The organism is Bradyrhizobium huanghuaihaiense, from assembly GCF_025200885.1.
Taxonomy (GTDB): Bacteria; Pseudomonadota; Alphaproteobacteria; order Rhizobiales; family Xanthobacteraceae; genus Bradyrhizobium; species Bradyrhizobium huanghuaihaiense.
Genome location: NZ_CP104172.1, coordinates 7,855,387 through 7,878,721, shown reverse-complemented (window position 1 = coordinate 7,878,721; position 23,335 = coordinate 7,855,387). Strand labels below are relative to the sequence as shown.

At 57.0% G+C, this 23,335-nt stretch carries 23 protein-coding genes and 1 pseudogene; 17 read left to right on the top strand and 7 right to left on the bottom strand.

The genetic code is table 11. The features are described from left to right. Positions 1-39: 39 nt before the first annotated feature. Positions 40-510, bottom strand: a complete 471-nt coding sequence (locus N2603_RS37205; protein WP_260386066.1) for a MarR family winged helix-turn-helix transcriptional regulator — start codon at positions 508-510, stop codon at positions 40-42. 97 nt (positions 511-607) lie between these two features. Between N2603_RS37205 and N2603_RS37200 the strand changes: the two genes are divergently transcribed. The 10 genes and pseudogenes from N2603_RS37200 to N2603_RS44785 all read left to right on the top strand — a co-directional run bounded on the left by N2603_RS37200 (position 608) and on the right by N2603_RS44785 (position 8,390). Then, positions 608-976, top strand: a complete 369-nt coding sequence (locus N2603_RS37200; RefSeq protein WP_260386065.1) for an antibiotic biosynthesis monooxygenase family protein — start codon at positions 608-610, stop codon at positions 974-976. A gap of 24 nt (positions 977-1,000) precedes the next feature. Next, on the top strand, positions 1,001-1,447 hold the full coding sequence (locus tag N2603_RS37195; protein WP_260386064.1) for a hypothetical protein: 447 nt from the start codon (positions 1,001-1,003) through the stop codon (positions 1,445-1,447). Positions 1,448-1,607: 160 nt separating this feature from the next. Continuing rightward, positions 1,608-2,564, top strand: a complete 957-nt coding sequence (locus tag N2603_RS37190; protein WP_260386063.1) for an IS481 family transposase — start codon at positions 1,608-1,610, stop codon at positions 2,562-2,564. Positions 2,565-2,702: 138 nt separating this feature from the next. Beyond that, on the top strand, positions 2,703-2,972 hold the full coding sequence (locus tag N2603_RS37185) for a hypothetical protein (protein ID WP_260386062.1): 270 nt from the start codon (positions 2,703-2,705) through the stop codon (positions 2,970-2,972). 26 nt (positions 2,973-2,998) lie between these two features. Then, positions 2,999-3,225 (top strand): annotated as a pseudogene (locus N2603_RS37180) (ectoine synthase); the annotation flags it as partial. 1,239 nt (positions 3,226-4,464) lie between these two features. Beyond that, positions 4,465-4,653, top strand: coding sequence for a hypothetical protein (locus tag N2603_RS37175; protein ID WP_260386061.1), 189 nt, complete (start codon positions 4,465-4,467; stop codon positions 4,651-4,653). Between the two features lie 123 nt (positions 4,654-4,776). Then, positions 4,777-5,259, top strand: a complete 483-nt coding sequence (locus tag N2603_RS37170; RefSeq protein WP_260386060.1) for a hypothetical protein — start codon at positions 4,777-4,779, stop codon at positions 5,257-5,259. Between the two features lie 599 nt (positions 5,260-5,858). Continuing rightward, positions 5,859-6,140, top strand: a complete 282-nt coding sequence (locus N2603_RS37165; protein WP_260386059.1) for a DUF3551 domain-containing protein — start codon at positions 5,859-5,861, stop codon at positions 6,138-6,140. 756 nt (positions 6,141-6,896) lie between these two features. Next, on the top strand, positions 6,897-8,003 hold the full coding sequence (gene sfnG, locus N2603_RS37160; protein WP_260386058.1) for a dimethylsulfone monooxygenase SfnG: 1,107 nt from the start codon (positions 6,897-6,899) through the stop codon (positions 8,001-8,003). Between the two features lie 132 nt (positions 8,004-8,135). Next, on the top strand, positions 8,136-8,390 hold the full coding sequence (locus tag N2603_RS44785) for a hypothetical protein (RefSeq protein ID WP_311740749.1): 255 nt from the start codon (positions 8,136-8,138) through the stop codon (positions 8,388-8,390). A 186-nt stretch (positions 8,391-8,576) separates the two neighbouring features. Here N2603_RS44785 and N2603_RS37150 read toward each other — a convergent pair whose 3' ends face one another. The 6 genes from N2603_RS37150 to N2603_RS37125 form a co-directional block, all read right to left on the bottom strand. Next, the gene (locus N2603_RS37150) at positions 8,577-9,050 is read right to left on the bottom strand and encodes a MarR family winged helix-turn-helix transcriptional regulator (protein ID WP_260386057.1); all 474 of its coding nucleotides are present in this window, start codon (positions 9,048-9,050) and stop codon (positions 8,577-8,579) included. A gap of 554 nt (positions 9,051-9,604) precedes the next feature. Beyond that, positions 9,605-9,754 carry a cold shock domain-containing protein gene (locus N2603_RS37145; protein ID WP_425248943.1) on the bottom strand — a complete coding sequence of 50 codons (150 nt, stop codon included), beginning with the start codon at positions 9,752-9,754 and terminating at the stop codon, positions 9,605-9,607. Positions 9,755-10,630: 876 nt separating this feature from the next. Next, positions 10,631-11,023 (bottom strand): avidin/streptavidin family protein, encoded by a 393-nt coding sequence (locus N2603_RS37140; RefSeq protein WP_260386056.1) that lies wholly within the window; start codon positions 11,021-11,023, stop codon positions 10,631-10,633. Between the two features lie 1,409 nt (positions 11,024-12,432). Beyond that, positions 12,433-12,876: a hypothetical protein gene (locus N2603_RS37135; RefSeq protein ID WP_260386055.1), complete on the bottom strand. Its 444-nt coding sequence runs from the start codon at positions 12,874-12,876 to the stop codon at positions 12,433-12,435. Continuing rightward, positions 12,866-13,831, bottom strand: a complete 966-nt coding sequence (locus tag N2603_RS37130; RefSeq protein ID WP_260386054.1) for a helix-turn-helix domain-containing protein — start codon at positions 13,829-13,831, stop codon at positions 12,866-12,868. The genes N2603_RS37135 and N2603_RS37130 overlap by 11 nt, the downstream gene beginning before the upstream one ends. Positions 13,832-14,072: 241 nt before the next feature. Further along, on the bottom strand, positions 14,073-15,371 hold the full coding sequence (locus tag N2603_RS37125; protein ID WP_260386053.1) for a carbon-nitrogen hydrolase family protein: 1,299 nt from the start codon (positions 15,369-15,371) through the stop codon (positions 14,073-14,075). A 126-nt stretch (positions 15,372-15,497) separates the two neighbouring features. Here N2603_RS37125 and N2603_RS37120 point away from each other — a divergent pair, with 126 nt between their 5' ends. From N2603_RS37120 to N2603_RS37090, 7 genes are all read left to right on the top strand, one after another. After that, a complete protein-coding gene (locus N2603_RS37120; RefSeq protein ID WP_260386052.1) occupies positions 15,498-16,607 on the top strand; it encodes a hypothetical protein in 1,110 nt (369 codons plus the stop codon). Between the two features lie 103 nt (positions 16,608-16,710). Next, entirely contained in the window at positions 16,711-17,286 is a 576-nt protein-coding gene (locus tag N2603_RS37115; protein ID WP_260386051.1) for a M12 family metallopeptidase, read from the top strand. Positions 17,287-17,306: 20 nt separating this feature from the next. Then, entirely contained in the window at positions 17,307-18,461 is a 1,155-nt protein-coding gene (locus tag N2603_RS37110) for a S1 family peptidase (protein ID WP_260386050.1), read from the top strand. A gap of 11 nt (positions 18,462-18,472) precedes the next feature. After that, complete coding sequence (locus N2603_RS37105; RefSeq protein ID WP_260386049.1) at positions 18,473-19,819, top strand: alpha/beta hydrolase; 1,347 nt, start codon at positions 18,473-18,475, stop codon at positions 19,817-19,819. Between the two features lie 146 nt (positions 19,820-19,965). Next, entirely contained in the window at positions 19,966-21,180 is a 1,215-nt protein-coding gene (locus N2603_RS37100; RefSeq protein WP_260386048.1) for an SIR2 family protein, read from the top strand. A gap of 5 nt (positions 21,181-21,185) precedes the next feature. Then, positions 21,186-23,105, top strand: a complete 1,920-nt coding sequence (locus tag N2603_RS37095; protein ID WP_260386047.1) for an ATP-binding protein — start codon at positions 21,186-21,188, stop codon at positions 23,103-23,105. Beyond that, positions 23,102-23,311, top strand: a complete 210-nt coding sequence (locus N2603_RS37090; RefSeq protein ID WP_260386046.1) for a KTSC domain-containing protein — start codon at positions 23,102-23,104, stop codon at positions 23,309-23,311. The genes N2603_RS37095 and N2603_RS37090 overlap by 4 nt, the downstream gene beginning before the upstream one ends. Positions 23,312-23,335 lie beyond the last annotated feature (24 nt).

Here is a 23,335-nt window from a genome sequence, read left to right as displayed (position 1 = left end):
GGCGGCCGGCCGAGCACAATGCTTCTACCATGCGTGCATTTAGGCCGACTTGTCCTGGCTGCTCTCAAGCTTCTCTCGCAAGGCCGTGATTATGCGATGGACCGTGCGTATTTCCTTGACCGACAATCCTTCTGAAAGACCGTTGATCCAGGGAGCTTGCAATTCCATTGCGGCTTCGAAGGTGCGTCGTCCATTCTCAGTTAGCACGACGAGCTGCGCCCGTCGGTGATGTGGATTGATCTCAAAAGACACGAGGTCCTCTCTGTGCAGATCGTTGATAATTCGCTGCACATTTTGACGATTGCCGCCGAGGTCGCGCGCAAGCCAAGCGACCGGTTGGGGACGTTCGGCGGACACAATGGCGCCAAGCACCTGCCAGCGTGCGCTGGTCAGGCCAAGCGAGGCGACCAGCCGGTCGCCGGCCGTCAAAAGCAGGCTGTCGAGCCTGAATAGATCGAGAACAAGGTCGGTCAGGGCGTCACCTTCGGGGGTCCGCTTGGTTCTTTTCATCTGTCACCATTATTTTATATTGACATCATGTTGTCGATTTGCTATGTAATCATAATACCAATTAGGCACCACATATCAAATAGCGATGGAGCTTCTCATGTCCCTGCTACGCCCACTTGACCCTTCCTTTCCGATCGACCGCCAGATCGCGATCGAGGCAAATTCGGTCGTCCTGGTGAACCCCTTCACCCTCGACAGAGCCGATGAGAAGGCATTTCTCAAGACTTGGCAGGATGACGCGGAATTCATGAAGCAACAGCCCGGCTTCATTTCCACTCAGCTCCACAGAGCTCTGGGCGAGAGCCCGACCTATCTGAACTACGCCATCTGGGAATCCACTGCGCACTTTCGAGCGGCGTTCACCCATCCTGGCTTCCTGGCAAAAATCGCCGGCTATCCGGCCTCAGCGATCGCTTCACCTCATCTGTTCCAGAAAGTTGCTGTGCCTGGCATCTGCGTTGCCTAGCTCTGCTGTTTTCGGAAGACACTCATGATCAGGTTGATCCATCCCGTCGCGGGCGCACTGCCTGTCGCAACGATTGGCACATTTTGGCTATCGACGGTACTTAGCGAACTCTTCGCGTCCCATGCCACTGTCGCAGCGGTTAAGGGCACCATTCCGTGGGGCTTCTTATTGTTGATTCCAGCACTCGCCACCACCGGTGGTATAGGTATCAGCATGGCGAAAGGGCGCCGGGCTGGCTTGATTGGGACCAAATTCAAGCGCATGCCATTCATTGCTGGAAACGACATACTGATTCTTATACCGTCTGCACTCTTCCTTGCGTCCAAGGCTCAGGCGGCAGAATTTGATGTCACGTTCTACGCTGTGCAGGTGCTCGAACTGGTCGCGGGCGCAACAAACATCACACTGCTCGCCCTCAACATGCGGGACGGCCTTAAAATGAGAGGACGGTTGCGCCGCACACCCGTTTGATCAACTAAACCGGAACAGCGCGAACAACTGACCTAATGGCCATTTACAGTCATGACTTTATGAGTACGCGCCCTAGGTGTGGTCTTTCAGGAGGTTGTCCATCTGGTCTGAACCGAGGAAGCTGAGGTTGCGAAGCTTCAGTGTTCCAAGGAGAGACCAGATGAACGTGCACAAGAATGCGCCTTTGACGCCCAAAGGTCGAGAGGCGATGGTCCGAAGCGTGGTGCAAGGTGGGCTAAGCCAAGCTGGCGCGGCCGACCTGTTCAATACGACGCCGAAGACGGTCGCCAAATGGGTCAAGCGGTTCCGCGCGGAAGGTGTAGAGGGATTGCGAGATCGGTCCTCCAGGCCCCTTTCATCGCCAAGCCAAACCCCGGTCGCCACGTGCACCGCTGTGGAGGCGTTGCGCCGGCAGCGCCACACCGGCAAGCAGATCGCTGCCGAGGTCGAGGTGTCACCGGCCACCGTCAGCCGCATCCTGCGCCGCTTGGGATTAAACCGGATACGCGACCTGGAGCCGGCCGAACCGGAGCGCCGCTATGAGCGCGAGAACCCAGGCGAGATGCTCCACATCGACATCAAAAAGCTCGGGCGTTTCGAGCGTGTTGGCCACCGCATCACCGGCGATCCGAGTGGTCCAAACAAGAGCCGCGGCGCTGGGTGGGATTTCGTCCACGTCTGCATTGACGATCATTCCCGCGTCGCGTTCTCCGAGATCAAGCCCGACGAGACAGCGGACAGTGCTGTTCCCTTTCTCAAGGCGGCTGTGGCTTATTACAAAAGCCTCGGCGTCACCGTCACGCGCGTCATGACCGACAATGGCAGTTGCTACCAGTCCTTCGCCTTCCGCGACGCTTGCCGGGACCTGGGCATCAAGCACATTCGCACCAAGCCCTATACGCCCAGAACAAACGGCAAGGCCGAGCGCTTCATCCAAACCGCGCTTCGCGAATGGGCCTATGCCAAAGCCTATCCAACATCAGATCGGCGCGCCCAAGAGCTGCCGTTCTGGCTGCACCAATACAACTGGCATCGGCCCCACGGTGGGATAAAATCTCAAACGCCGATCAGCAGGCTCGGTTTGACCAAGGACAACCTCTTGAGGCTCCACACCTAGGGCGTGTACTCATAAAGACGCAGATGCCTGAGCAATGAGCTTACATTCACAAATTCACAAAGAACTAGCCGGACGGAGTTGGCTCGTTCCATCGATGTTGGAGCGAAACGTTCTCGTAACCCACTAGAGGAGCGCGCTATGTCTTGGAAGTCGAAGCCGAGTTGGCACAATCTGGGCGATGCGAAGGACGAAGCGCCATTGCAGACCTCAGAGGATTTTGTGCGCACCTATGGTGCTGTCGTCGAGGCGCTCACAGCGACGATCATCAATGCAGAGGCCGGGTTAAACTGGCTGAGCGCGCAACAGCCGGATCTGGAAGAAGTTCGGCGAACTCTCAAGACCATCGCTAACGACGGTAAGCGTGCAGGCGAAATTGTCGTTCGACTTCGGGGCGCCGATGCGGGATGATGCTTCGATTTATGAGTACACGCCCCAGCCACCGCCTTCTGACGGATAAAGGACGGCATGGGTTTTAGCACCGTTTCGCTTCTGCAATACCGGAATCATTTCGAAGCCTGCTGCTGCATCGGCGGAGAGGGCGCCGTCGAGGACATGGACAGCAATGTCTTTCCCATTCGCAATGATGACATGTATGTGCTTGATAAGCATTTCCTGCGCGGGGGTGCGGAACAACGACATGATCCTCGTTCGCATCTTCTCGCGACGCTGTTGGACAGCTGACACAGCACTGCTGTGGCTATCGCATCGATTGCACTCGATTTCACCTTTGGCACGATACATGCTTAATCGTCTAAAGGGCGACCATAGAGGAGACGTCGTTCGATGAGAACGCCTACCAGAAACTCTGACGCGGTTGAGTGGCGGCTGCGATACTGCTGGCACCATATGGTCGCGTCAGTCGGGGTAGACTGAGTCTACGGGTCTTCGCACAGGTAAGCAATTGAGCAGCGGCTACTCGACCTGGTCACTCGAGCCGAAAGCCTAAGCGTCATCCTCGACCTGATCAGCGTTGCCAAGCGCATTAGCGGATCGACCCGCGTGCGCGTCAGCGGCTTGCTGGACGGGGGTCGTGCGCCATATGAGCTCTATCCCACTGACATGTCGAGGAGAAGATGCGAACCCGAGCGCGTGACTGCGTCTTTATGTTGGCGCGGCTTACAATGTGATCCCGGCTCCCCAAGCTGCGGGGGCGGCCATGAGCGTACGAGGCAAATTGGGGGGAAACGCCAATCGCGGCTTGGCTGCGTTAGGCTCTTTCATTCTGTTCACAAACGTAGGCGGTGATTTCGCGGTGGATTGCTCGCGGGGGCAATACATGTCGCGAGGCCTCCGTGAGCTGATCTGTTATTGCGTTCATTCTGGCATGCCACCTAAAGAAGCCGAGTGACGGTCAGTTCCTGCTTCAAGTTACGCTCTGGTCTCGTCAATTTTGCGAGGAAATTGCCAATCCTACGATCCAAGGAAGGAAAGGTTTACTTTCAATACGGCGCTGACATCTTAGTTCGGTTTTAACAGCCGCGCTGTGGCGTTGATGCCGCGTCGAACGCAACCTGAAATTACACCTGATACTCCACTTCGCCTTGCCGATGCCGTGAAGATGCATTCCCTTTGGGAGGAATGACGGTCGCGGGTTTGCGTCGTGAGCGCGACCGTAATCGACTGGTTATCGAGAAGATTGCCGGCAAGGAATTTACAACGCTAGCTCATATCGGACGGATGAGAGAGCTATGCCGCGAAGACGCAAGGGCGCCCGACTTCAGCTCAAGGCTGCCCGCCGAAACAAGAGCGCATAAATCACTCACCTTGCAACCTGGATCATCAGAGACAACGGCCGGGATGTCAGCACAGGCTGCGCTGCAGATGAGATTGCGGCCGCGGAGGAAAAACTAGGAGATTACATCAGCTCTAAACACGAGCCAAAGCGAAGAATCGCGAGCAAATGAACGAGGAACGAATCGCGGAAGGCTGGTCGTGGATTTGCGAGAACGATCCGGATCAACTGTGGCGTGGCACCCGTACGTGCACCTGCGGCGCCGCCGGTATGCCGTTTTGCAACCCCAGCAATGACGAGTCGTCGGCTCCCATGCCGCCGCAAGACTTCATCGGCCGGGAGGAGGGCGGCTCCTGAAACCCATGAAGCCCTGCGACGATCGAGAGCCGCGGGGCAGTTTCGTTTTGCAGATGTCGCGATGCATTGCCTCACGAGCAATGGCCTCGTCAGCTTCTGGAAAGCCAGGATGGCTCCCAGCCGGTGTCGGATTTCTTACTCGATGTCCTGGATAACATCGGGGGCCTGCCGGTCCAGTTCAGCGGCCCAACCCAGGTCTCGATTAACGGTGAGACCTACTCGATCACATCGGGGCCGCGAGGACGCCGCGGTGCGCAATTCATCCACCATTCTCGCCCGTCCCCTGTCCCGGATGCTCAGATCCGCCCGTCGGCTACCGTTGCCTCTTCCGACCGCCGCAGCGGACCCGTGCTGGGGCCCACGCAGTGGCTGGGCGACGAGCATATCCAGCGGGACTATGAGCTTCTGGCGCAGGAGTTGCAGCAGAACAATCCGGATCTCGCCGCCCGGATGCGGTTCGTGGATCCCCTAATAGCCCAAATGTTGCGATCCCCCTCCAAGGAAGCCGCCGAACGAGCATTAGGGTGGGTTCGCCATGATACAGCCGACTTCCTGCCGGTAAGCGATGCCAGCGATACGGATAGACATCAGCGCGGCGGTCACTGATCGCTGCTGCTGGTTGATCGCCGCGATCGTTGCCGGCCGGTCGCCGATCACTATGACTCCACCCAGGAATACAATGACAGGCCCGCAGCGGAACTCGCAGGCGAAGTGAATTGGAGCCTCGCGAATAAGTTAGGCGCGATCTATGGATGCCTGCACAGTGCTTAACAATCCTCTATGAAAAGGAAGTCGTATCGTTGTGACGCAGTGCCGCGCAACAGTCGAGGCGATGCAATTTTGGCCTTCGATCGTCGAGAATGGTGCCCGGCAACACGCGTCAGAGCGAATGAAACGACCTAGATTTGACTGCTAGACGAGTATTCCGCTGCGCGAAGGCGCCAAGTCGCGCTTAAAACATGCGTTTCGCGGGGCGCTGTCGCTGGAAGGCTGCTTCGAAATGCGGGCGGGTTAGCTCAGGACCGAGGACGGGTCGCACAATCCGCTCCAACCCTCTCATTACAAGTGTCTCGCTCGGGTCTCCCCACGGGTGATGGTCTTGCTGACGATAGTCCGACTGGACCCACCATCTGCCATTGATTAAGATCAAACCGTTTAATTCGGATCTTCTATCCTTCAGCGAATTAACGGAGGCAAGAGATCTCATGCGCTACGTTCTCGCTATCGGAGTGCTAACACTTCCTATCCTCGTCGGCTTTGGATCAGGCTCGACCGCCGCTTCACGGGTTCATTCGTACACCCCACCGGCCCGCCAAGACGTTTATTGCTTGCAGGGCCGAGCCTGGGGATATCCGGGCAACTGCCAGTTCTCGACCTATAGCCAGTGCATGGCTACCGCATCCGGCACATATGCCTATTGCGGTATCAATCCGATCTACGCCTTCGAGCGACAGGAAAGGCAATTCGGCTGGAGCGAACGTCGTTAGGTCAGCCAAGGACGGCGTTGGATGAACGGGCGGGCCGTCCACGCTCTTGTTGCCGTTCGCTCGACCCCGCCTATTCTGCGCTGAATCTGTTGGGACTTTTCGTTTGATTGCGTCCAGTGCTAGGCGTGCTTGCATCTTGGACTGCAATAGCCGGTCCGACCATGCGAATTCGATGCTCCGATCTCTTCGGCAGAGCAAGTGATCTCGGATGCCGGCGAATGCGATTGGAATATTCCAGTCACCGGCCGAAGCCGCAGTATTTGGTGCAGGTCGCTATGCCGTTGCCGCCGTACGGCCGTGGCGATTGAATGACCTTCTGCGCGGCGAGGAAATGATCAGCTTGCACCCACACAGCAACAAGCGACGCGTTCGCCGCCAAACAAAAGGAAGCTGATCTTCTCCGCGTGGCGAAAAATAGTTCGTCTTGGACTCGCATGGTCGAACAATCTCTGAGAGGATTGACCATCAGGCGATGGTCCCACTCAGGAGCACGGACAATGCGCAACTACGTCTTCGACAGCGTTACGCATTCGATTCCGAGCAGGCTTGTCGACCGGTTCTGTTCGTGTTGTTCCTGAGCGGCGTCTTAATTCATAGGGACGATCTGGCCTGAGATCTCCTCGAAATCAACAACGCAAACGCTGGCTGAACAGCAGTGTCGGCGCCCGCTCGTCTTGAGCGGCGTGGTCGCATGGTGCTGCGCGCTCATGCCGCACTTACCTCGCAGTAAGTGTCATTCTCAAGGGACAAACCAGGATGTCTGTAAACAACGAACCGATCAAATTCGCCTACTGGGTGCCGAACGTATCCGGCGGCCTCGTGATTTCTTCGATCGAGCAGCGTACCAGCTGGGACATCGACTACAACCGGAAACTTGCTCAGATCGCCGAAAAGGCGAGCTTCGACTACGCACTCAGTCAGATCCGGTTCACGGCGGGTTACGGAGCCGACAAGCAGCATGAGCCGGTCAGCTTCTCGCATGCGCTGCTGGCTGTGACTGAAAAGCTCAAGGTGATCGCCGCTCTCCTTCCCGGGCCATGGAATCCGGCCGTAGCAGCGAAGCAGATTGCGACGATCAGCCAGCTTACCAACGCGCGCGTTGCGGTGAATATTGTATCCGGCTGGTTCCGGGGTGAATTCCACGCAATCGGAGAGCCCTGGCTCGATCACGATGAGCGCTACCGGCGTTCGGAGGAGTTCATCAACGCTCTGCGCGGGATTTGGACGGAAGAGAGCTTCACACTCAAAGGGGACTTCTATCGGTTCAACGAGTACTCGCTGAAGCCGAAACCGCTCGATCCTCTGCCCGAGATCTTCCAGGGCGGCTCTTCGCGCGCCGCCCGCGACATGGCCGCTCGCGTGTCCGACTGGTACTTCACGAACGGGAATACGCCGGAGGGGCTGAAAGCGCAGGTCGAGGACATCAGGTCCAAGGAGAAGGCTTTCGGCAAGAGCTTTAAGACCAAGATCGGAATCAATGCATTCGGCATTGTCCGGAAAGCCGAAAAGGAAGCCAAGGACGTCCTGCAGGAAATCCTCGACAAGGCGATCCCCGATGCAGTTCGCGGCTTCCACCATGAGGTCCAGAACGCCGGCAATGCCAGCCCCGAGCGAGAGGGCAACTGGGCCAAGTCCACCTTCCAGGATCTCGTTCAATATAACGACGGCTTCCGCTCGAACCTGATCGGCACGCCGCAGCAGGTCGCTGAACGGATCATCGAGCTCAAGCATGCCGGCGCCGACTTGATCCTGCTCGGGTTCCTGCACTTCCAGGAAGAGGTCGAATATTTCGGCAAGCATGTGATCCCGCTGGTCCGCGAAATGGAGGCAAGGACGCCCGTACGTGTTCAGGTTGCGGAATAGGTGTAAAGCGAGGGGCAGCCACGTGACAGCGATTGCGACAGGGGCGTTTCGGCTGCCTCCACGCGGATGTATCGACCGAAGGCGCGTAGGAGGCGCTGGACGGGGGCGCGGGCGAGTCTGTCAAAGGCGCCCGTGCGGCCAATCCTCGGACTTTTGAACATTTCGCTGACATTCGGCGGCGTCGCAGCGCTGCGCGAAGTCGATCTCGAGGTCGCGCAGGGCGAGATCCTCGCCATGATCGGACCGAGCGGCGCGGGCCCATCGAGCGCGCCTTCCGCGACGCGCGCAGCCATCGCCATGGGAGCCTCCAATGTGATTGCTCGGGACTGGATCGGCAGGGCGCTGGCCGGCCTTCCCCTCGAGCTATTCTACGAGGGCGGTGAGTAGTTTTCGGGTCGGGACCCTGACACCCTGTCGGCGATTGCGGTGTTCGGACCCGTGCCCGACACCGCGCAGCTTGCATGGGCTTGAGCAGGTCGGCGCGCCGGGACGGCGGGACGACCCACTGTCCGAAACGGATCTTTCCGGCTCAGATGGTCTCTCGCGGGCGCGCAGCATTCGCTCCAGTATGTCTCAATCCGTCTCAGAGTTCAGCGCGGCGTGCAGCCGAGCCTTCTCCAACCGAGACCTGAGCCCAGTCAAACAGCCCGCCAGTTTGGCGAACTCCTGAATGCTGAGATAATCAAAGACGAACTGCTCGAGCTCTTCCTGCTGCCTTGCAATGCTCGCGAGGCTCTTGCGAGCAATGTCCGTGAGCGACAAAAGGACGTACCGGGCATCATTCGCGTCAGATTTCCGGCGCACGAACCGCTTGCTCTCGAGCTCCTTGGAATGCTTGGTGATGAAACCCGACTCAACTCTCATCAGCTTCGCGACAGCGTTGACGGGAACACCATCATCTTCTTCCAGTTCCGTCAGCGCCATCAAGATCATCATTTGCGGGCCTGTAATGCCAAGCGCATTCGCCTGGTAGGACCGAAGATCGTCGAGACATATGTCGATCGATCTGATCTCCCATGTGAAGCGCCTCAGTAGATCCTGACTCACGCGCTGCTCCTTCCGGAGGCGTGTTGCTAATCCAGGCAGCTTCGGTGGCATCTGATCTCAGGAGCTCCATCCTCGAAACGATTGGCTGCTGGCCGACCTCAAAAAACGGGACCGATTTTCGCTGATCGCTTCGACGTCCCCGGCGCGCGATCTAAAATCAATCGCCACACTCAGACGAGTTCGTTCCGTTTCGATATCTAAGAGGAGGAGCCCCGATCCAGGTTCGAGTGTACCACGTAACTTCACCTGATCGTTGTGATTAAATTCGTCAAATACTTGAAAATGTCCGCAGGATTTCCGTGGATCGCGCCTCTTGTGCGCGGTTATTCCGCAGGCGTCTTCTATCTGATGTCGCGAATCGCAGACACTGAGTTCGAGTTCGGATAGGGCGCAGGAGCAGCCGATTCACCATGCCCACCAACGCCAGTATCAAACCCACTGTTTTCTAAGCCTGCTAGGATTGCAGGCATCGTCTCGCAGTGATTTGGTCCTCTCAGAGCGATGTCCGTCTCGACGAGGCAAGTCATTCTATACGGAGATTTTCTGCCAACACTTTATCCGAGTTGTCCGTCTTGGGCTCGAAGCTGATCCGGGCCCCTCAGCACGGTGTAGTCCGCCTTCTCGACTGCCCTAAGGTGCCCAAATACGTCGGGTTGGCCATCAACCGGCCTGATAAAGCCATAGCCCTTTGTCGCACTAACCACTTCACAATGAAGGACACAAACGAGGGCGTTCTAAGCATGATTGCTGAGGCATCAAGGTCTTGCGGGGAGGCTCTATGAGATGTTGCCGGCCCTGGATATGCAGCCACATCGTCGCCGGCCGTGAGCTAAAGGGCTAGGTGGACCGGCCATCGCGCGTCCTCAGGCGCTTACGTCGACGATGCCTACGACTGGCGCTGTGATCTTGTCGGCCCGGGGCGAGCGCGGGAAGCTTACTTGCGAGAGGTTTCTCATCCGTGCCTTCGAGCGCTCGCTCCTGAGAGGTCGGTCGGCCCGTCTGTTCTAGCAAAGCAAGAAAGGCCCGGCCTTTTTCCGTTATGATCCAGTGTCCGGGTTCTCGCGCAACCAGCCCTTGTCCGAAAATGTTGAGATCCGGTGCTCGCTCTGCCAATCGCTTCATACGAGCCCTCCACTCCGGACCGCTGGTGTAGAACACCGCCAAGTAGTCCTTCAGGACGGCGAGACTCGCACGGCCTTCCGGTTGGCCGGCGAGAATTTTAAGTATCGAGACCTGAAAACTCAATTTCTAACCAAACGCGATAGAACGAACGCCGCACATCTTAGCGGCACCTGCCGGACCCCGCGCTGGACTTCAAAACAAGAACCTGAAGACAAATGCTGATGAGCGGATCATCCAGCAAATTTGGATGAAGCTTAGACTGTCCTGTCTGATCCAGGGAGACCCATTTGATGCAATTCTCGGCCCTTCCTGGATGGCCTGCAGGCTATCGAGCATCGAACCTGACTGATCGTGGACAGCCCAGAGCCTTGCGAAATGAGCTTGCGCGTCTCACGTCAGGTCGAAACTCGCGAGCGCGAGTTTTCGATCTAAGGTCGACGTCGCAAGAAAGCTGAAGACTACCATACGCGCGTAAATGTATCGGCGCCCTTCAGCTTGCTGGGCTTGCCGTTCTTATCAACGTAGAACAGCGTCCATGACGTTGGCATTTGAGGACCGTTAATCTTTCCAACCCACCGGGTGAAAGAATTGCACTGACCAAAAGTAACAATAAAATATAGTCCGGTTGGACGGACGGCTCCCGATGCGGGATAAGGGATACCTTGGCAGGCAAACCCTTGAGCATGGTTTGTGAAGGTCCCTTGTATGGCGCCGCCAGTGGCGGACCAAACAAACAGTTCCGAGCCCCGTTCATTCTTCCAGTATGAGGGAGCAGGAAGCGCCTGGGACTGGGCCTGCCCGACGGCCAAGAAAAACTGAGCGATCAACAAAAATGCCAGAAGTCGCTGCATATTGAAGCCCCAAAAGTGTTCGCGCCTAAAGTAGCAATTTGGATCGCCAGTCTGATACAATCTCAGTAACGTTCGCTGCTCTTATCTCGCGTTCAGCAATGAATTGCGGCGCATATGCACTAGTTCGTGCTGGATCTCGACGTCGCTCCAGCTCCGCGGCTCTGCATCCGCAAGCCACTCCGCCCAGCGGCCGAACTCCGAGCCATGATCGGTTAGCTGCCCGTCAAAGTCTGGTCTCTAGACGCAACGCTATTGTTGACGGCGATAGGGCGACTTCTGGCTGAGATTGCGCTCGGCATCCTGCCTCGCCCGCAGCTCTTGAGGCGAACGCCTCGAGAGTTACCGCATGTTTTGCACAAATCCTCGCGGGGCTTGTCTTGGATTATCGTCCTCGTGCTCATTTCCTTTGGTCTGTTCGCCGTGGCGGCCTATACTTGGACCAACATGGAGAGAATTTTGGCCAGGTCGCCGGCGCCTGAGCCAGGCTTATCACCTGAGGATAGGGAAGCTCTGTTGGAGATTCGATTAGGACAACAGAAGGCGAGCTATGCAATTGCAGAGTTCATTCGCAACGTCGGTGCGCTGCAGGCCGAGTTGAAACGGATGGCGGACCAGATCGAGGCGCTCACCGCGAAATCGAATCCTTGCAGAATGTACCCGTCCCTGCCTCTGTTCTCCCGGCTCCTTCTCCGCCGGCCGCCCATCCCGTCTTGAGGCGAGCCAAGAGAGCAGTCAAACCCCCCTAACCTGAAGTGCCGACCTCGGTGGGGCCGCTCCCCTGGTTCCGGAACCAGGCCCGGCCAGCGTAGCGGCTTTGTCGTGAACGGGTTTCGTTGTTGCAGCGCTCCCGGCCGTTCTCGCCATGGCGCGTTCAATGGTTCTGTGCGTCCAAACACACACGAAGAAGATAGCAGATTCAACATCGTGATTGATGCGCTATTCTCAGTCGGTGATCATATACGTACGGCGGTTCACGCTTTCTGTGTAATTTGCAGCAGATGAGAGGCGCGGGTTCTCGATGACGGTCCGGATCGTCTTGAGAATAGCGTGGGCGATGCCTGCCTCTTGCAGCTCCATCAGGAGGCTGTCGGCTGCGCTTCTGACCCGCTCTGCCGTTTGCCTTCGCTTCTTCCGCCGATTCTCGCGCGCGGCATCAGTACCCTCCAGCGGGCAGATGATTCGTGCAAATAAAGCGTGTTTTCGGAATTATGGCGTTCGCTTTGTAAATACTGTGCTCGCTTTGAAGGCGGCAAGCTGACGCTTAGAAGAGATTCGGCAACGAACAACATTCCCGCAGTTCGCTAGTCATCTCTCATGGTTGTCCTTAGCGAACATGGCTGATCGACTTGGTGCCCCGCAAGCAATTCTCAACTGCGCTCGAGCACTTTCTGCCCTTGCTGAAGGAAGCCTCAGCCAATCCTTTCCAAATCGGCCAAGCACTTTTCGAGGTTGCCCTTGGCTTCGTTCAAAAGCCTTCTCGTTTCGCCCAGTCGCTTGAAGTCAGGTTTCACCGGGCCGGCCCCCACCGCGCTCAGGTGATGGCAAACAGTCGTGAGATCGTTCGACATGTCCTCGAGAACGAAAGCTATATTTTCGAGGGGCACGAGCTCGGAAAAAAAGGTCTTGGATATGGTGTCGTCCTGGCCGGTGGGTCCCTCGAACTTCAACTCGACGAGTGGGACTAGGACATCGCGATTGTCACGTGCAGCTCTGCCCATACTCATGACCAGCGAGCTGAATGTCGTCGAGATATATGTGAGCCGGTCGACCAGGGCGCTTCCATACAACATGACGGCGTCGGGATCACTTTGCGCCTCGTCCGGCTTCGAAGCACTAAGATCTTCAGTCGACATGTTCGGTCTCCTCTCCCTGTAGATGCAGCATCCCCACGGGGAATGAGGCGGGTTTGGGATTGTTCATCGGCTCTATAGTGTAGGAGCCGTGAGCTTCGGCCTTTTTTGGCTGCACGACAGTTACGGAAAAGGCTTGGTAGGAGCTTTTCGTTCTCGCCTTCATATATCCGGGCGCGGCAGGTGCCGGCCCATGAAAATGGAGCAGATAGTCCTCCATTGCTCGCCGGACGTCGATGGCGTTCGCGTTCAGCGACCCAGCTGTGTTGGCGTGCAACGAGCCCTGCACTGCCAGATCAATAAAGGTACGAAGAACCGTATCTGCATCCGCCGTTACGTGGAGCGGGTGGGCGGCTGCTGGAAATTTGTCTCGCACGAGATGGGTTGACCGGCCACGCTCTTTTGCTTCGCGCTTTTCGCGCCTTTCTAACTCAAGCAAGCCGTCGCGCGTCAGGGCGAAATGAGCGAACTTGCCCTGCGTTGTTCGCTCCACGAAACGAGCATTCGTCATGAGGCGGAGGATGCGGCTGAGGTTGGCATCTCTCAGAGACAATCTCTTGGCGATCGCCGCCTTCTCCATCTGCCCCGAGGGTGTGTCGCGCAGCAACCGAAGTACGTCGATGACGTGCTGACGATGCATGACCTCCCTCGGACGTACGAGCTTGGAGGTGTTTATCGACATCTGCAGTAGATCGTAGAATGCTCTGAAGCGCTCCGCATAGACAGCATTCCTTGACCCGAGAGTTGCGCTCGTCCGACGCAAGATATCGAACCATTCCCGCAGCTCAGGATCACGCCGGCGGCTTTCAAGGGCGTTCCAAACCCACGCGCCCAGTGTTGCATAGAGGCGCTCCAGGCTTCTTTCGGACCCCTCTTTGAGGAGTTCCGATATGACACGCCTTGCTTCGTTCGCCGTCGCTTCGCCCGTCTCTATCTTTTCCAATGCTACGTCCGACATGGGCTAGCCCTACATCACAAGCGTTAAGAACGTTTTACAACGCTTTACTCTGATTTTAGTCCCCGAATCTAGCTGTCAAGAGCCCCATTTGTAGGCAGCCCAAACGGTTTTTTGACCAAGTTTCTCGGCTGAAACCGAGTTAGGTTCCTTCAATGGAGGTAAAATAGTACCTAATCTATGATCTTTGAAGACGGTTTGGGTTGGATGCTGCACCACAAAGCTGCGGGTGCCGAACCTCACCTCAACTTGAGCCGCGGTGGTTTGGTGGCCCTGCATTGTGCGGTCGTTCCCCATCGAGGGGACCAGCATCAAGTCCAACTGCATCGAGCTCGCTGAAGGGCGTCTCGCACACGTCACAGAAGTCCAGGCAAATGGCGATTCCGATCAAAGCGCCTTCGGTGGCAAGGACACATACCCGGTCACCCGCAGTGATGTTTTCCGTGCCCCAGCCATCGTCAGCGTAGGGAGCGATCTTGTCGTAGATCAGGCGCTCCTCGCCATAGCCGTCGTAGATCCGGGCCCGGTTCACGATGCCATGGTTGGTCGTCTCGTGCCAGGTTCCTGGAATCAGAATTTCGGGAGCTTCGAGCGCGTCTGCAACGTCGCGGTCTCGAATGAGCTTAATGATGTTCTCGCGCAAGTCCGGGGAGACGGTTAGCTCCGGCCACACGACGGCGATGCAGTTCTCCTTGAGAGCCTGAGCAATCTGCTCCGAAATGGCGTCACCGGCTGATGGCGCCTCGACGGCCGCGACAATGAAACGCTTATCGCCTCCTATGGAAACAAATTCTGGCTTGATCTCGAGCGCCTTGAACAGGCAAGCACCCATCTTCCATTTGCTCGCGTCCGGTGTCGTACTATGCAATGTGCGAGTATCTACGACATGAACAGGATAGCCCTGTATCAGTGCGGGCAGAACCCTGTGAAAAAGCAGGCCGCGCTTCGAGTAAGCCTGCCCCCTTCGAGCCGGACGCAAGGCGCTCACCCCCTGCCGCGGAATGAACCAGCATCCGAGCTCCCCGAGGTGCCACTCACTTGGTGCAATCGGCCACTGAGACCGTCGCTCGGCAAGGACCCGGTCGATTTCCCGTATGAAGCCGCCCATCCTTAACGCTGCTAGTTCAGGCGTCTTCTCATCGGACAACGACCACGAAAGATGGCCATCTCCTATTGAGTGAGTGAAGCTCTCTCGTGCCTCCTCGATTCGCTTTTCCGTGAGATTTCGGTAGGCCTTGTGCACGCTTCCTGGGGCTTTCCGAAACAGCGCATCGAGCTCGATCAGAGCTCTTCTGAGCTCATCTCGGCTGGCATTCCTGATCAGCTCCTGCCGCCCGGCAAGCGTCTGGGCCTCCTTCTTCCAGGCATCAAAGGCTGACGTTTCGGCTCGGTTGTCCACGGGCCCAGGCAAAATCTTCGTCCAAATCACACCAGCAATATGTTCCATCGATAGGCGTACGCCGACGATTTTGCAATCGGCTCGACACTGTTGCTCACACTTCTTCGCCTCTGCTGTAAGACCATCACTGAACACGATTGCCAAGACGTGGGAGGTCGCGCGGAAAACCTGCGAGAAATCCGACGGGGACAACGAAAAGCTGCATTGTCATCACGATGCTATTGACGAACCCATGTAGACTGTTTTCCAATCTGACCGGGAGATCCGCGCGTGCTCAGCGACGCGGACGGGGGCGTTCATATGTGGAAATTCAGCCGAGCCGCGGCTTGCGTTGGCATTTGCCTCGCTATGGGCGGGTGTACCAGTCTGTATCATATCCATGATCCGCAGACAGGCGTGATCACAGCGGGCGAGCTGCCGTACTTTCTCAAGTCGATCAGGTGTGAGGTCGTGACCTTCTACCAGATAGAACGAGAGAGACGGAAGGCATACCTGAAGATCTACAAGACGCGGCCTGAAGAGGCGTTCGACAGGTACGCTCATTTCGACATCGACCCGTTCCTGTACGGTACCTTCTTCCTAGAGTTAAAGGTGACTGATACAGGCGGATTCGGATCCGGTACGGCATTCGACTATAAGCGGATTCTGAGCGCGACAAGTAACGAGGTGACCCATGTGGGCCCCACCGCTTCAGCCCAGGACACCTATGACCTGATCTGGTCGTTCCTTCTGAAGCAGAATGCCCAGCTTGCGTCCGATACGACCCCGCAGGCGGCGAGTTCGGCATCGTACGAACGCGGCTGTTACCGCGGAGCACCTGCCGATCTGGTCGAGCTGGAGGCCTTGGCCGAAAACAAATATCCGGAGCGAACCGCCTATAAGCGCATCATTGTAGATGCTTCCAAGCCGCTAGCGGCCTGGTTGCGGGACAATGCGATTCTCATCGCGGCCAACGATCTGACGCCGGCCATGCCCACAGAGAGAGCTGAGCCGGCGCAGATGACGTATACCTTCTCGATCCAGGTTACTGGCGGCGTGGAAGCAAAGTACTCCCTGACTTCGTCGCGTTGGACACCCGCTGCGGTTCAAGCTTCTGCCTCCGCTCAGCAGTTCAGTAATCTCGGAATCTACATCAACGGTCCGAATGCGGTCCTTGCTAATGGAGCCAAATCCGGCTCGGCCGGCTATGCGGAGAAGGCGCCACCGCTCGGATCGAAGGAGAATCCTATCTACACGACTCCCTTGCCGGGAGGAGAGAAGTCGCAGGAATTTCCCGGAGGTCCCGCGGCAGGCCGCCCAACGGGCGCCGGACCTCGGACCAAGGGCTTTATCTTGGCGCCGGTGCCTGTTTTCCCCCCGACACCAACCCCGACGCAGTAGGAAAATGTTTCGCATCTGGTTGCCCAGACTCGTTCTTCTGCTCGCGCTCTTGTTCTGCTGGGGCGCGAATGCTCAACCTGCTCTTCCTTCGGGAGTGTCCGAAATGGAGCTGTACGGCACGGTCATCCGTGGCTCGAAATGGGAGATCAAGGAAATTCCGGTCTGCTGGGAGAACCTACAGCCGAAGGATCAAAAGTATGCCGAGCTGGTTCGAAAAGCGGTTGCGGAAACTTGGGAAACAGCGGCGCAAGGTGGCGTGTGGTTTTCGAAAGACTGGCCGTCATGTACCGACGGCGCGCCCGGTGTACACGTGCGGATCGCTGACGAGGGCGCCCACACTGACGTCGTCGGCAAGTACCTCGACCGCAAGCCATCAGGCATGACTCTCAATTTCAGTTTCAATCATTGGAGCAAAGGCTGTCGAAATAGACGCGAGTTCTGCATTCGTGCCGTAGCGGTTCACGAATTCGGACATGCGCTTGGCTTCACGCATGAGCAAAATCGTGACGACGCGCCGGAGCAGTGCCGCAATGAGAAAGCTTCTGGCTCGGTCGGCGATTATAAAGTCACCAAATACGACCCCAATTCCATAATGAACTATTGTAATCCAGCATGGAACGGAAACGGACAACTCAGCCCGCTCGATATTGCCGCTGTCAGAACATTCTATCCGTCCTGACACTCGGTCTCTTCGTATTCATGAGCGCTCCCGCGCATGCGGATCGCGCGGCGGTGCAGATTGCTGCGCGGTACAACGTCAGGACGGTTCACGTCCAGTACGTTGGCGTCATGTACAACGATAAGCAGGAGGTCGGCGGCGGCTCCGGGCTGCTCATCGGCGACAGCCTCGTGCTGACCAACAGCCATGTGATCGGACGCGAGGAGAACTACAAGAGCTTTGAAGTCAATGCCCGCCTCGGATCGCGCAATGCGAACCCGATCAAGGTCACCGCGATTCACCGCGACGATGCCAGAGACCTGGCGCTTCTCGAATTGTCGCAGTCCGCCAGCAACAGCGGAGGCACCTCTCGTTGTCCGATGCCCGTGATCGACGACAACCAGCAAGCCCCTATGGGGACCCAGCTTTATCTTCTCGGTTATCCCCTTGATCTCGATCTCAGCATATCCAGCGGTCTAATCAGCAACCAGACCAGCCAGAACGGTCGCTGGCAAACCGACACGGTCATGAACGTCGGAAACAGCGGCGGGCCCGCATTCAACGAGTTCGGCGCGCTTCTAGGGATCGCGGTCGGCGGCATCGTCAAGTGGAACGATGCTCAGGTTTCCGGCGTCAATTTCATCATTCCCGCCACCGTGATTACCGCAAGCCCGCTATACAGCATGATTACGGCCCTTCCTCAGCCATCTGTGTGCTGGACGAAGTGGGTCGACACAACGATCTCGTTTGAGAATTGGAGCAAGCTGAATTCCACGCACATACAAACGCAAGCGAATTCCGGCATGAAAATCCCCGAAATTCTCGCCGGAGCGATCCATACCATCTTGCCCGAGGACCGTCGGCTTATCGTGAACGTTCCGGTATCGCAGCTCGCCGAGCCGAAGCAGATCGAGCGCTCGTATACCGTGGACAAAACCAAGGATGATCACCCGGTCGTATTTGCCGAGCATTCGGCGGACTACGCCGAGACCTTCGCGGCTGAACCCGGCTACCGAATCACCGGGTGTTCATGGCATGTCGAGACCGCCAATGGCGCCGGCAATATCGCTTGCGCGATCAACGATGGCGGAGCGCAGGCTCGCTTCACCTACAAGCTCACCAGCGGTCCTGCTGTCGACAGGTATCGCGGATGGCTGGGGGCTACGGTCAACCTCTCCCAAACGCTTGCTAAGTAGGTCCCTGATCAATGGTCACGCTTGCCTTGCCAATGAACGCCTTGAACCGATTGCGCCAGCTCGGCCGTGCGTTCGAAGGGATTTGGACAGTTCTCGTTGTCTTGGTCTGCGCGCTCGCGACCGGTTGTGCCCACCCGGGTCCGGCCTCACAGCCGACCAAGCCGCCGCACGTACACAAGGCGTCTGAGAAACATGGGAGCGCGTTCAAGAGATACGGCTATCGCTATGGACCTGGGTACTACCACCACCATGTCCGGCACTATCATGCCGATCGGCCGTGGCGACCGACAACCGGTGAGGCGAGCGAGGAGGCGCCTCCCGAGAAGACCACCTCCGAGGCCGCAACCAATAAGTCGGCGATCAAGGGCGTGGTGCCAGTCTACTTTGCCACGAATCGAGTGGTAACGGGTGGCCCTGGTTTGGAATTAAGGCAGGTCTCCTACGGCCGGGCTTCCACCAACACCTTGGGCTATGTGATGGTTAGCATTCCGATCGTCCACAAGATGGGCGAGGTGGAGACGCCGAAGACAAGCTGGTTCGGACTGCGCAAGGAGGCGGAGGAAGCCGGAAAGCATTTCCGAATCCAGAAGCTCTATCGCCTCTCCCGCGAAGAGTTTGCTTCCGCTATTGCTAATCCCGCCGACAGCCTGATGCTCTTTGTGCATGGCTATAACGTTGCGTTTTCCGATGCGGCTTTCAAGGCGGCGCAAATCGCGTTTGACGCGAACTATAAAGGTCGCGTGATGATGTATTCGTGGCCGTCCAAGGGCGGCCTGCTCGACTATGACTACGATCGCGAGAGCGCGCTTTATGCGCCGGATGGATTGTTCGATCTTCTCCAGCTCATCAAGAAGGAAGGCAAGGTCTCGAGGATCATCGTGATCGCCCATAGCCTGGGCAGCGAAGTGGTATTGGGCGCACTGCAGCAAGCAGCTCTCAGCCAGACCACGCTGGGCATCACCGAGTTGATTTTTGCCGCACCCGACGTAGATCACGACCTCTATTTGGAGAGGGCGAACCAGATCAAGTCGGCAGCCGGTGCGGTGACGCTGTATGCCTCCTCAACCGATCGCGCGCTGCTCGCTTCGATGAAGAAGGCGCAATCCAAATCCAGAATGGGCTTTGTGACCGACGCCGGTCCTACGCTCGCGCCAGGTATTGAGACAATCGACGTCTCCGCCGTGGGGAGCGACATGTTCGCCCTCAACCATAGTACATACTCCACGAGCCGCGCCGTGCTCGATGACATAGGCCGGATCATCGCTTCTTCGACGCACCTCAAACCTCCGCAGCGCACGCCCACTTTGCGGTCCATGCCCAACGAACTCAACACCACCTATTGGATGTACCCGTATTGAGGTTTTCGCGTGCGACAGCTTATCTAGGATCCCTCGGGGATTGATGTTGGATTGCACCAGGCCTTGTGCTTGTTGACGATTGTATCTCGCTTAACGTGCAATCTTTGCAAGAAACGAATTGGTTCGAGAAAATAGGACGACAGATAATGGCATTCGAGCACGATGCCCATCAGTGTGTATCACAGCTTCGCCAAACACTCTCTGCTGACAAGCTCCCGATCGGGTTCTTCCTTGGCGCAGGCTGCCCCTGCGCCGTGATGGTTGACGGAGCTGATGGGTCGGGAATGTCGTCCATTATACCCGATATTCGAGGTCTCACCGCCTATATTCATGAAGTTCTGACTGCGACTGACGATGCGAAGGAAACCTATTCAAAGCTGCTGGGACTTTTCAAAGAGGACGAAATTGAATCTCCCAATGTTGAGCTGATGCTCAACCGTGTGCGACAATTTCGCCAAGTGGCGGGGAAAGTCGGTGTCAGAGGCCTTTCAGCTGATGAGTTGGCCAGTCTCGATCGGCACATCTGCAAATCGATTGGTGCACGCGTTAAGCGATCTCTTCCACCTGATTGGACCCCGTATCATTCGCTTGCGGAGTACGTCGGGCGCCACCGCTCTCCATCGACTGAGCTATTTACGACGAACTACGACATGCTCCTTGAGGAAGCTCTCGAGCATCAGCAGGTGCCGTATTTTGATGGGTTTGTGGGGTCCTCTCGTCCCTTCTTCGATCAAAAGGCGATTGAGGACGGTGGGATTCCTCAAAGATGGGCTCGCTTGTGGAAGTTGCATGGATCCATCAACTGGCGGTTCAATAAAGCCTCAAAGGTCGTCGTCCGTACTGATCGAGAGGAAATCGGCGATGAGCTCCTCATTCACCCCTCCCATCTGAAGTACGACGAAAGCCGGCGAATGCCCTATCTGGTCATGGCAGATCGGTTGAAAACATTCTTAAAGCGTGGTGAACGCCCGGTTGCGCTGTTTATCCTGGGATATTCCTTTGGCGACGAGCACATCAACGAGGCGCTTATTGACTGTCTGCGTTCCAATCCATCCGCCGCGTGCTTCGCCATCCAGTACGATGCTCTCTCGCGTTATCCTGACGCCGTGAAGCTTGCGACCGAAAATTCAAATCTATCGGTCATGGCAAAGGATCGCGCCGTCATTCGACGGCGGGAGTCCGGCTGGCTTGTGAGACCGACGCGTGATGTCGCCAGCCTGGCAGAAGTTTTCACGGTCGGTGCCGAATTCGCCGGAACGGATTCCGATGCGCCTCGTCCCTGTGAATTTGAGATTGGTGACTTTGCGAGATTTGGAGACTTCTTGCGTATCGTGTCCAGCGCTGTCGGCGAAGCCAGGTAGCCATCATGATTCGGTCAGATCCTACATTGTTGGGTACAGTTGAAGACGTCAGCGGGCCAACAATTCGAGTAAAGCTTGGACGCGACACAGTTTCCGGACTGAGCTTCATTGAGGGACAAAGCTATCGTGTTGGACAAGTCGGTGGCTTTATTCGAATTCCACTCGGATTTGCGAATCTTTATGGCGTGATTTCGCAGGTTGGTGCGAGTGCAGTACCGGAGCGGCTGGCGGAGGTCGAGATCCATGGCAACAGGTGGATGACGATCCAACTCGTCGGCGAGGGGCAACCTGGGGCTCGTTTTGACAGAGGGATATCTCAATTCCCCACTGTTGGCGACACGGCTCATCTCGTCACTGAGGCCGATCTTAGAATGATTTACGGGCGGCCGAACGACGATCGCTTCGTGCAGGTTGGGCACCTCGCGAGCGCCAGCAGCATTCCTGCTCTCATCGAGATTGATAAACTCGTTACCCGTCACAGCGCTGTACTCGGGACGACCGGTTCCGGAAAATCAACGACGGTCGCGGGTTTGTTGGCCGCCTTGTCTGACCGCATCTGCTATCCGTCGGCACGCATCCTGGTTATCGATATTCACGGAGAGTACGGTAAAGCTCTGCAGGATAGAGCCGCGATATTTCGTATCAATCCCGACACCAGAAAGGGAGAGCGTCCTCTCTACATTCCGTATTGGGCGATGACTCTCGACGAGTTGTTGCCGATAACGTTCGGTACGATTGAGAATGCCGGTGATCGCGGAGCTGTTATCGACCGCATCATGGCGCTGAAGCTGGAGGGGCTCGGCGCCCGACCGCGTCCTGGCGTCGATGCCGATACCTTAAGCGTTGATACACCTGTCCCGTTCAGCATGCACAAGCTGTGGTTTGATTTGCACTGTGAGATGCGCTCAACGCACGTCGAGCGGGATGGGCAGGCCCAATCACGTGAGACGTGGGCGCTGGAGCGCGACCCTGCGACAAATAAAGCCGTGCAGGAGGGGAGCGCGATAAGAGGAATACCGCCACGTTTTCGGGCCGTGAAAGACATAAAGGGCGATCCCGAAAAGATAAGGCATAGTCGGTCGCCTCTTTCGATCAGTAGGCAGATCGATGCGCTCGGCTCCAAAATTCGTGACCCCCGGTTCGACTTTTTGCTGCGGCCGGGGCCTTACTGTCCTGCGGAGAACGGGAGCACCGAGCAAGATCTCGATACATTGCTGGCGGATTGGCTCGGTGACCGCTGCCCGATCACCATTCTTGACCTGTCGAATATCCCACCCTCGATCCAGTCAGAGCTTGTCGGTGCGGTTCTGCGCATCGTTTATGATGCTCTCTATTGGGCGCGAAACATACCAGAAGGCGGGCGAGAGCGTCCATTGCTCGTCGTTCTCGAAGAGGCGCATGCCTATCTGAACGAAAAACAAATTGCCTCCACGGCAGTTCGCAGGATTGCGAAGGAGGGGCGCAAGTACGGCATAGGCATGATGCTCGTCAGCCAGCGGCCGGCGGAGATTGATCAAACGATTCTTTCACAGTGCGGAACCTTGTTCGCTCTGCGTCTAAACAACGCCGAGGACCGCAACCACGTAAAGGGTGCCGCTTCCGACAATTTGGATGGACTCTTTGCCATGCTGCCCATTCTTCGAACTGGAGAGGCGGTTATCATTGGCGAAGCCGTGAACTTGCCTATCCGCACGCTCATCAACCCTCCGAGCAACAGTCGGAGACCCGACAGTGCTGACCCGAAGGTTGTCGTCGCTGGGTCAAAAGCTGATGGTTATGAAGGACCAGGCGGGTGGAATCAAAAGCAAGATCCAGCGAACTACTCCGAAGCGGTTGAATTGTGGCGGCGTCAGAACCCGCGGCCGAGCAACGTTTTTGTTGAGGCAATTGCTGCAGAATTTTCTGACACAGGAGGTACCAAGTGAGGCGGGAGCCAGTAACTTCTTCCAACGTGGCGGAGATCGGCTACGATGCCGATAGCCGCATTCTCGAGGTCGTGTTCAAGACGGGCTCGGTTTATCAATACTTCGAAGTTCCGCGCCAAATTTATGAAGCGCTTATGCAGGCTTCCTCGATAGGGGGCTTCATAAATTCGAACGTAAAAGGGCAATACCGCTATGCCCGCGTATGACAGCAGTATCGAGGCGCTTACTGA